Origin of the sequence: Beijerinckia mobilis (genome assembly GCF_000745425.1) — a bacterium.
Taxonomy (GTDB): Bacteria; Pseudomonadota; Alphaproteobacteria; order Rhizobiales; family Beijerinckiaceae; genus Beijerinckia; species Beijerinckia mobilis.
Genome location: NZ_JQJH01000023.1, coordinates 63,386 through 72,092 on the forward strand (window position 1 = coordinate 63,386; position 8,707 = coordinate 72,092).

The 8,707-nt window shown below is 61.6% G+C and carries 6 protein-coding genes; 2 read left to right on the forward strand and 4 right to left on the reverse strand.

The window, feature by feature from the left end:
• Positions 1–171: 171 nt before the first annotated feature.
• Positions 172–2,835, reverse strand: a complete 2,664-nt coding sequence (gene hpnN, locus DL88_RS15515) for a hopanoid transporter HpnN (protein ID WP_084705224.1) — start codon at positions 2,833–2,835, stop codon at positions 172–174.
• Positions 2,836–2,916: 81 nt separating this feature from the next.
• Between hpnN and DL88_RS15520 the strand changes: the two genes are divergently transcribed.
• Together DL88_RS15520 and hpnH are read left to right on the forward strand one after the other, a co-directional pair.
• The gene (locus DL88_RS15520) at positions 2,917–3,093 is read left to right on the forward strand and encodes a hypothetical protein (RefSeq protein ID WP_156971143.1); all 177 of its coding nucleotides are present in this window, start codon (positions 2,917–2,919) and stop codon (positions 3,091–3,093) included.
• A gap of 867 nt (positions 3,094–3,960) precedes the next feature.
• Positions 3,961–5,109, forward strand: coding sequence for an adenosyl-hopene transferase HpnH (hpnH, locus tag DL88_RS15525; protein WP_034998031.1), 1,149 nt, complete (start codon positions 3,961–3,963; stop codon positions 5,107–5,109).
• Here the strand turns inward: hpnH and DL88_RS20000 are convergent.
• The 3 genes from DL88_RS20000 to DL88_RS15535 all read right to left on the reverse strand — a co-directional run.
• Positions 5,005–5,790 carry a phosphorylase gene (locus DL88_RS20000; RefSeq protein ID WP_245270899.1) on the reverse strand — a complete coding sequence of 262 codons (786 nt, stop codon included), beginning with the start codon at positions 5,788–5,790 and terminating at the stop codon, positions 5,005–5,007. The genes hpnH and DL88_RS20000 overlap by 105 nt on opposite strands.
• Position 5,791: 1 nt before the next feature.
• Positions 5,792–7,753: a squalene--hopene cyclase gene (gene shc / locus DL88_RS15530; protein ID WP_034998034.1), complete on the reverse strand. Its 1,962-nt coding sequence runs from the start codon at positions 7,751–7,753 to the stop codon at positions 5,792–5,794.
• 62 nt (positions 7,754–7,815) lie between these two features.
• Positions 7,816–8,707: hydroxysqualene dehydroxylase (locus DL88_RS15535; protein WP_034998037.1), on the reverse strand; the 892-nt coding region annotated here is incomplete at its 5' end.

Here is an 8,707-nt window from a genome sequence, read left to right on the forward strand (position 1 = left end):
GCACTTGCGGGGCTGGCCGTCACAGATCCGCCGGCATTGCCCAATCTGTCAGCTTTTACCTGGTCTCGATGAGCATGGCTCATCGAGACTGCTCCGCCGTGACTGTGGGGCGGTGGTTACCTGCCGGAATGATCCGGATCAGGTAACATTCGTCTATATGCGGCTTCGCCGTTACTTTTCCGGTTCCGGCGGGGCGTCGGGATGGCGCGGCGGCCCCATTAGCGCCGGCTGGAACAGGATCGCCGCCGCGAGCGTGCAAATCAGCGAAATGGCGAGCAATTTGCCCATGCTCGACGTGCCGGGATGGCTCGAGAGCCACAGGCTGCCGAAGGCGATGGCCGTGGTCATTGCGCTGAAGAAGACCGCCCGCGTCAGGCTCGATTGCAGGAGATGGGTGGTGCCCGCCCGCCAGGCCATGACGAAATAGATTTTGAACGCGACGCCAAGGCCGAGCAGCAGCGGCAAGGCGATAATATTGGCGAAATTCAGCGGAATGCCAAGCAGCACCGTCAGTTCGAGCGTCACGACGCCGGCGAGCAGGAGCGGCACAAGGGTCATGAGGACATCGCTGACGCGCCGCAGCACGACCCAAAGCAGGATGGCGATGGATAAAAGCGCCAGAGTGCCGGCCTGAATGAAGGCATTAACGACGGTTTTACCGGATTCCTGCACGGCGATCGGCTCGCCGGTCGCGTCGGGGACGATGGCTTCAACCTGTTTCGCGAAGCGCGTCAGGTTCTGATTGTCGTTCGGGTCGCCCTTCGGCGCGACCTCGATGAGCGCCGTGCCGTTGACCGCGATCCACAGGCGCTTGAGATCGGTTGGAATCGTCGCGATACTAACTTCCTTTGCCTGCAGGGATTGGCGCAACAGGCCGAGCATAGTCTTAAGACTAGGCAGCAAGACCTGCCGGGCTCTTTCCCGCGCCTGCGGATCTGCATCGGCAAGGGCGGTGAGAAGCTTGGCGAAGGTGCGGGCCGCATCGGCGCCCTTGCCTTGCGTATCGCCCGCGGTCGAGACGAAAGCCGCCGCCGCCTTGCGCAGGCCGGCGACGTCCTCGGCATCGGTCGGTGGATCGATGGTCCGGCTGGGGTCGAGCACGGGACCGAGTTGCGCCGCCACCTTTTCGATGAGCGGCAGCTTTTCCGCCTGATCCTCGGGAATGAGGCTTTCAATCGTCGTGACGCGAGCGACATCGGGCAGAGCCCGCAACTTCTCGACCAGAGGACCTGCCTTTTCGAGCGAAGGCGCAAGGACGGTGATCGTCGTTGTGTCCGTATCGGGATTGCGCATCAGATCGAGGAGGGTGGCGACCGATTCGACCTTTGGACTGCGCAGATTGATGGGATTGAAGTCGAATTTGACGCGTGTGAGGAGCGGTGTGCCAGCGAGCGCGACCCCGAGCGTGCCGAAAATAACGAGATAGCGGTGATGTTCGAGGAATTCGTCGACCGGGGCGAGAAAACGATAGCCGACCGGGAGCTTTTCCGGCGGCGGATTGACGATGGACAGAAGCGCCGGCAAGACCGTGATCGATGAGAAGAAGGCGATGAACATGCCGGTGCCGGCGATGAGGCCGAGCTCGGAGACGCCGCGATAATCGGTCGGCAGGAAGGAATAGAAGCCTGCCGCTGTGGCGATTGCCGCGAGCGAAAGCGGACGCGAGACCCGGATCGCCGCCTTGGTCAGCGCCTTGTTGAAATCCGGTTCGTCAAAGCGCTCGGCGCGGTAGCGGACGCTGAACTGAATGCCGAAATCGACGCCGATACCGACAAACAGCACAGCAAAGGCGACTGAAATGAGATTGAGCGCTCCGACCATCATCAAGCCGACGGCGGCGGTGACGATCAGACCCGTCGTGACGGAAAGGGCGACGGCGAAAACGATTCGATAGGATTGAACAGCCCGCCAAATGATGAAAAGCACGAGCAAAGCGGTGAGCGCGCTGTTCAGGGCAAGCCCTTCCTTGACCGTGGCGAATTCCTCATCGGCCAGCGGCACAGGCCCCGTCAGCCGGACGGTGACGCCCCGGTCGGGTGTGAAGCCGAGATCGCGGGCGGTCTGGCGGATGAATTCGGAGGGCTCCTCACCAGGCATCAAATTGGTGTAGTCGAGGATCGGCCGGGCCAGGATGAAACGCCGCAATTCGCGCGGATCCGGTGCCTCCCCACTGACGAGGCTTCTCCAGGAAAAGAAGACAGGTTTGTCTGCCAGGACCTTTTCAAGCACCGGATTGAGGGCGAGAAGCGGCCGGCTGAAATCGTCGAAAGTGCCGGCCTCCGAGCGCACGCCCTTGTTGATGAAGCTCATCGAATCGGCAATGCCGCGCAGACTTGGATCAACGCTGAGATTGGCGAGGAAGGGCTGTGCCTGAGCAAGACCTGTCAGCGTTTCCTTGAGGGCGTTGACAGGCTGGAACAACAATGCGGCGTGATTGAAATAATCACCGCCGTCCGGCCGCACGACATATTGAAAGAGCCGGCTGTTGTCCTTCATTCTCGCTGTCAGCTGCGTCGCCGCCATTTCACCGAGTTCCGGCGTTTTGGCATCGATGACCACGACGATCTGGTCACTGCGTTCCGGGAAGGTCTTGTCGACTCGCAGCAGATTCTGGCGCCAGGCGAGGCTAGGCGAAATAAAATCGGCCGTATTGGTGTTGATCGCGAAATGGGCGGCGACATAATAGCCTGCGGCCACGGTGATCGCCGCCGAAATGAAAACAACCGGCCAGGCGAGATGGCTGCAGGTCAGCACGAGCCAGACGACCATCCGGGTGATCGGCCCCTGAGAGGAGGGGGGAGAGTCCTGGCCTTCAGGTGCTTGCGGTGTGATCATCGGGTCTTATCGCCAATCGGGGTCATGGGAAAAAGGACCGCGGGGCGGGGCGCCGCGGTTTGGGCTGAAGCGATGCTTTCCATGTGGGAAACATCGACCATCATTTGGAACGGCAGCGGCTTGATTGGCCGGAGCCGACGCGAAGAAAACGGAAATATCCAATGGTTCGTGAGCGCTATCAAGGGCAGTATCAAGCGACCGTTGGTTCCTGCCCCCAAATTCCGCCTTTTCAAGGCCGAAAACGAAATTTCGGCGTGAAATTTCAATGTTTCAATTTGCTTGGATGAAATCTAGGCCGAGGAAAGGTGCAAGCACTGATCGGCCTTTGCATGACCGCTGACCTCGCACCCTGTTTTAATGAGGAGACGCAAGGGGCGGCGGCGGATGCGTCCACCACAACGGGCGGGGCTATCCCTGAGGCGGGGCCCTGGGGCAAAATTGGGGGCGAAATAGGCATGCGCGACGGGTGTCCCCCTCGTGGCTCCACGCGACGACATTGACGGGCGCACCATTCCCGCGCCTGGAACCCCCCGGGTGGGACGTTCCTTGCCAAGACCGGACGAGGCCTGAACCTGGCGGGGAGGGAAGGGACGATTCTGCTTAGCCAGCTTGGGGTGGCAAGACAAGCCATAAGTTCAATTCTGCTGATGGCGCAGGATTTCAGCTTGACATGAAACTGTCGTCTTGAAGAGCCGTCCCGGCTTATCTCCACGCCATCGCACTAAAGCTGACTTTAATAATGTGAATCCTCCCAGGCACGTGATTCCACTGGAGATCACGCTCTGCCACAATTTGCAAAGCAATGTGATGGCTTTTCCAGGCCTGGGGCAGGGATCCTTGACGCCGAAAAGCTGTGAATCTGCTAGAGGGGAGCTATAAATGGTTCCTTGCGGGCGGAACCGGGCGTTTTACGCACGAAAGAGTGCTCGCCGGACGGCGCGGTTCAAACGACGACCCTGCAGCCGATCCAGACGCTTGGATGTCATTTAGAGATCTTTTTTGAGATCAATTTGGGAGTCCGGACACTATCCGCGCCTTATTCCGAAGCCGCCGATAGCGTTTAGCCCGCGGCCCTTTTATCCCGAGACCCTTCTGTCCCAAGACCGTTCATTCGAGGAGTCACCGTTGGGAATTCCGTTTCTGCAAATGGTGCAGGTCGGCGCCTATGTCGCGCGCCAGCATATTATGGGACGCAAGCGTTATCCGCTGGTTCTCATGCTCGAACCCCTGTTTCGGTGCAATCTTGCCTGCGCCGGCTGTGGCAAGATCGATTATCCCGATGAAATTCTGAACCAGCGTCTATCGACTGAGGAATGCCTCTCGGCCGTGGATGAATGCGGCGCGCCCGTCGTCGTGCTCGCCGGCGGCGAGCCGCTGATGCATCATGATCTGCCCGCCATTGTCGAAGGCACACTTGCCAAAGGCAAATATGTCACCGTCTGCACCAATGCCCTGTTGCTGGACAAGCAGATCGACCGCTTCAAGCCGCACCGCCGATTCAACTGGTCGATTCATCTCGATGGCGATGCCGGCATGCACGACCATTCGGTCTGCCTCGATGGTGTCTATGATCGCGCCGTTGCGGCCCTGAAGAATGCTCAGGCGCGTGGTTTCCGGGTGACGATCAATTGCACCTTGTTCAACAATGCCGATCCGGAGCGCGTCGCGGCCTTTTTCGACAAGATGAAGGCTTTGGGAATCGAGGGCATCACCGTCTCGCCGGGCTATGCCTATGAGCGCGCTCCCGATCAGCAGCATTTCCTGAACCGTTCGCGCACGAAGCAATTGTTTCGCGATATTTTCGCGTGCGGGCGGAACGGAAAGGCCTGGCCGTTCTTCCAGTCACCGCTGTTCCTTGATTTTCTTGCCGGCAATCGCACCTATCAATGCACGCCCTGGGGCAATCCGGCGCGCACCGTCTTCGGCTGGCAGCGCCCCTGCTATCTGCTCGGTGAAGGCTATGCGCCGACCTTCAAGGCGTTGATGGAAGAAACCGACTGGGACGCCTATGGCACTGGCCGCTATGAAAAATGCGCCGATTGCATGGTTCACAGCGGTTTCGAGGCGAGCTCCGTGCGTGATTCCTTCGAGCGGCCCTGGCAATTGCTCGGCATTCTGCTCAAGGGATTCCGCACCAAGGGGCCGATGGCGCCGGAAATCGCGCTGACCTCACAGCGGCCCGCCGACTACGTCTTTTCCCGACACGTCGAAGAGAAACTCGCCGAACTCGCCCGCGAGAGCGCTCCGCGCGAGCATCTGCCGGCTGCGGAATAGGCTGGCGAAAGCCTTGCGCGCATCGAGCGCGGTCCGCATCAGATCAACGATCTGTGCGGGATCGCGCGCGAGGGAGGCGAGCACGGCGCCAATGGCGACACCGCCATCCGGCCGCATGCCGGCGACGGCCGCCGGTGGCAAGCTGCGTTCGGCGGGATCAGCGACGACCCGCAGCGCCGCGAAGGGAATGCCTGCCTGCCGTGCCGCATAAGCGGCAATATGCGATTCCATATCAACCGCCGCGGCGCCCGTGAACCGATGCAGCGCCTGGCGCGCGGCAGGTGTCGCCACCGGCGCGTCGACGCCCGCCAGCGTGACGATCGGCGCACCGCCGATGCCATCATCGAGTTCCTGCGCGAGCCGTTGCGCCCAGGCTTCATCGGCGGTCAAACGTTCCCCGCTTGCCGTCACAATCGCCTCGCTGACGAGAATCGTGCCAGGAAGGACACCCGGTGCAAGACCGCCGGCGACACCGAAACTGAGGATCGCTGCCGCGTCCCGCGCGGCCTCCTCGAGCGTGGTGTGCAATCGCGCCGCATCGCCGCCGCCGATGATGACACTGATTCCGGTGCCGGCCGCGATTTTCGCTTCCGCCTGCATTCCGGTAACGACGAGCAACCCGCCGCTTGGCCGTTGGCTTGCCGGTTCTTTTGGCCGTCTTTCCTGCGTTGCGCCGCTCACGTCACATTCCCATCAGCACGGAGGGATGATTGCCTTTGTGGAGATTGCGGAACCGCGCCATGGCCCAAAGCGGGAAGAATTTCGAATAGCCGTGGTAGCGTAGATAGAAGACGCGCGGAAAACCCGTCGCGGTGAAGCGTTTCTCCTGCCAGAATCCATCCTCCCCCTGCGTGCTCGTGAGATAGGCGATACCACGGGTGACGGCGGGATTGTCGCGCTCGCCGACAGCCATCAGGCCGAGCACTGCCCAGGCGGTCTGCGACGCCGTGCTCGGCGCTTTTTGATAGCCGGAATAATCAAGCGCATAGCTTTCGGCATCTTCGCCCCAGCCGCCGTCCTCGTTCTGGATGGATTCGAGCCAGGCGACCGCCTTGCGTATGGCCGGTGTGTCATGGGCAATGCCAACGACATTCATGGCGCAGAGCACCGACCAGGTGCCATAGATATAGTTCATGCCCCAGCGGCCGTACCAGCTCCCGTCCCGTTCCTGCTCGGCGAACAGATAATCCGTGGCGCGGCGCAGCACCTCGCTGTTTTCCAGCCGGTCGCCGAGCTGCGCCAGCATGGAAATGCAGCGAGCTGTCACGTCGGAGGTCGGTGGATCGAGCAGGGCGCCATGGTCGGAAAAGGGGATGGCGTTCAGATATTCGCGATCATTATCGGCGTCGAAGGCGCCGAAGCCGCCATTCTTGCTCTGCAGGCCGATGATCCATTCCCGCGCGCGGGCAATGGAAGCGCCGAAGCTATCGGCGTCGATCGACGGCCAGCGGTCGAAGGCGCGGTCCATGGCCATGACGACGACGGATGTATCATCCACATCGGGATAATAGGCATTGCCATATTGGAATGCCCAGCCGCCGGGCCGCACACCGGGCCGCTGCCAGGCCCAGTCGCCTGCGACATCGGTCACCTGCAGCGGTTTCAGCCAGGCGAGCGCGGCTTTGACAGAATCGAAGGTAGATTCCTCGGCTCCATCCGCCTCCATGATGGCATGGCTTGCAAGCGCTGTGTCCCAGACCGGCGAGACGCAGGGTTGGACATAGGCGTAATCGTCGTGAATGACGACGAGCTTGTCGATCGCCTTCAGGATCATCTGGATGCGCGGATCGTCGATGGGCATGCCGATGGAAAGATACATCAACGCCGAATAGGCCATGGCCGGATAAATGGCGCCGAGCCCGTCCTCGCCATTCAGCCTCTTGGTGACGAAAGCCACCGCCGCATCAATCGCTTTTTGACGCGACTTACGCGGGAAATAGGGCTCGGTGACCTGCAAAACCTTGTCGATCCCGGCGAAGATCGTAGTCCAGGGAAAGCTTTTGCCGGGGCTGCCTGGCCAATGACGCACGTCTTGCGGCGGCACGAGGAAGAGCTCGTCGATGGAAAGGGTGCAGCCCGGGGCGGCTTTCGGCTTTAGTGCATGCACGACCATCATGGGCACGAGCACGGTGCGGCCCCAATAGGAAATTTTCGCGATATGGAACGGAAACCAGTCGGGCAGCAGCATGATCTCGACCGGCATGACAGGCACGCCATGCCAGGGGACGAGGCTGAACAAAGCGAGCAGGGACCGCGTGAAGACATTGGTGGCGGCGGCGCCGCCATGGGCGAGAATGGCCGCGCGTGCCCGTTGCATATGCGGCATGTCCGGCGTGTCGCCGATCATCTTCAGAGCGCAATAGGCTTTGACGCTGCTCGAAATATTATAGGTGCCATCCTGCACCAGCGCCCAGCCGTCGTGTTCCGCCGATTGTTGCGCGCGCAGGTAGACCCCAATCTTCTCCGCGAGGCCTGACGGCAAGGCGCGGCCGATGAATTGATTGAACAGAATATATTCGCAGGGAATCGAGACATCGGCCTCGAGTTCGAAGACGAAATGGCCATCGGCTTTCTGCTGGCCAAGCAAGGCCTTACGGGCGCGGCCTATGGCTGCATCGAGGAGGGCCGCGTCCGGCATTTCCATTGGGTCGCTTTGGGTGAGAGCAGCCGACTGAGGCAATTCCGCGATCCCTTTTCTGTGGATTGTCACGTGGAAAGAACGACTTGCGCCGCAGCGTCGCCGGAGCGTATGGCACCTTCGATGGTTGCCGGCAATCCCGTCCTCGTCCAGTCGCCGGCGAGAATGAGATTGGGCCAGGCAGTGCGGGCCGTGGGACGCAGGGCATTCTCCGCCGGAGTCGCGGCGAAGGTCGCCCGTTTTTCCTTGAGAATCTGCCAGGGCGGCAAGGGAATCGTGGTGCCAGGCGCCGCGAGTCGTGTCGCTTTTGCCACTTCCGACCAGATTCGTTCGGCGAGCGCCTCGCGCGGCTCGTCGAGCAGATGATCGGCACCGCTGATCGTGACCGCGAGCCGTTCGGGAAAGGCGAACAGCCATTCGCTGGTGGCATTGACGAGGCCGAGAATCGGCGGCTGGCCCTGTGGTGGCGCTATCTTGAAATGCGCATTGACGATGGCGGTAAACCGCTGCGGCGCGACGAGGCCCGGCACCAGCTCCTGCGCCACCGGCGCGGGCACGGCGAGCACCAGACTATCCTGCGGGCGGAGCGCCATGCGCGCATCGCCGAATTCGAGGCCCGTGACGCGTCCCTCTTCGAAACGGATCGCGCGCAGCCGGTGGTCGAGACAGAGCGCCACGCCGCGCTTGCCGAGCACGGAGAGAGCCGGCTCGATGAAGGCCGCCGCAAGCGTCGGATGGGCGATCATCGGCCGGCAGGCGCTGCCCCCTTTCGCCAGGGTCTCGCGGATGACGGCGGCGGCGAGCGCGCTCGAACCCTCCGGCGGATCGATATTGAGCGCGGCGAGCAGAAACGGCCGCCACAGCCTTTGATAGAGCGGTCCCTTCTCGGAGAGCAGCGCGCCGATCGGTTGGTCCTGGCGCGCGATGAGCAATTTCATGAGGCCGAGATAATCGGCGGGG

Excerpts from the sequence above, each read along its gene's own strand:
- hpnN (WP_084705224.1), bottom strand. The coding sequence starts at position 2,835 with ATGATCACACCGCAAGCACCTGAAGGCCAGGACTCTCCCCCCTCCTCT.
- DL88_RS15520 (WP_156971143.1), top strand. The coding sequence starts at position 2,917 with ATGTGGGAAACATCGACCATCATTTGGAACGGCAGCGGCTTGATTGGC.
- shc (WP_034998034.1), bottom strand. The coding sequence starts at position 7,753 with ATGGAAATGCCGGACGCGGCCCTCCTCGATGCAGCCATAGGCCGCGCC.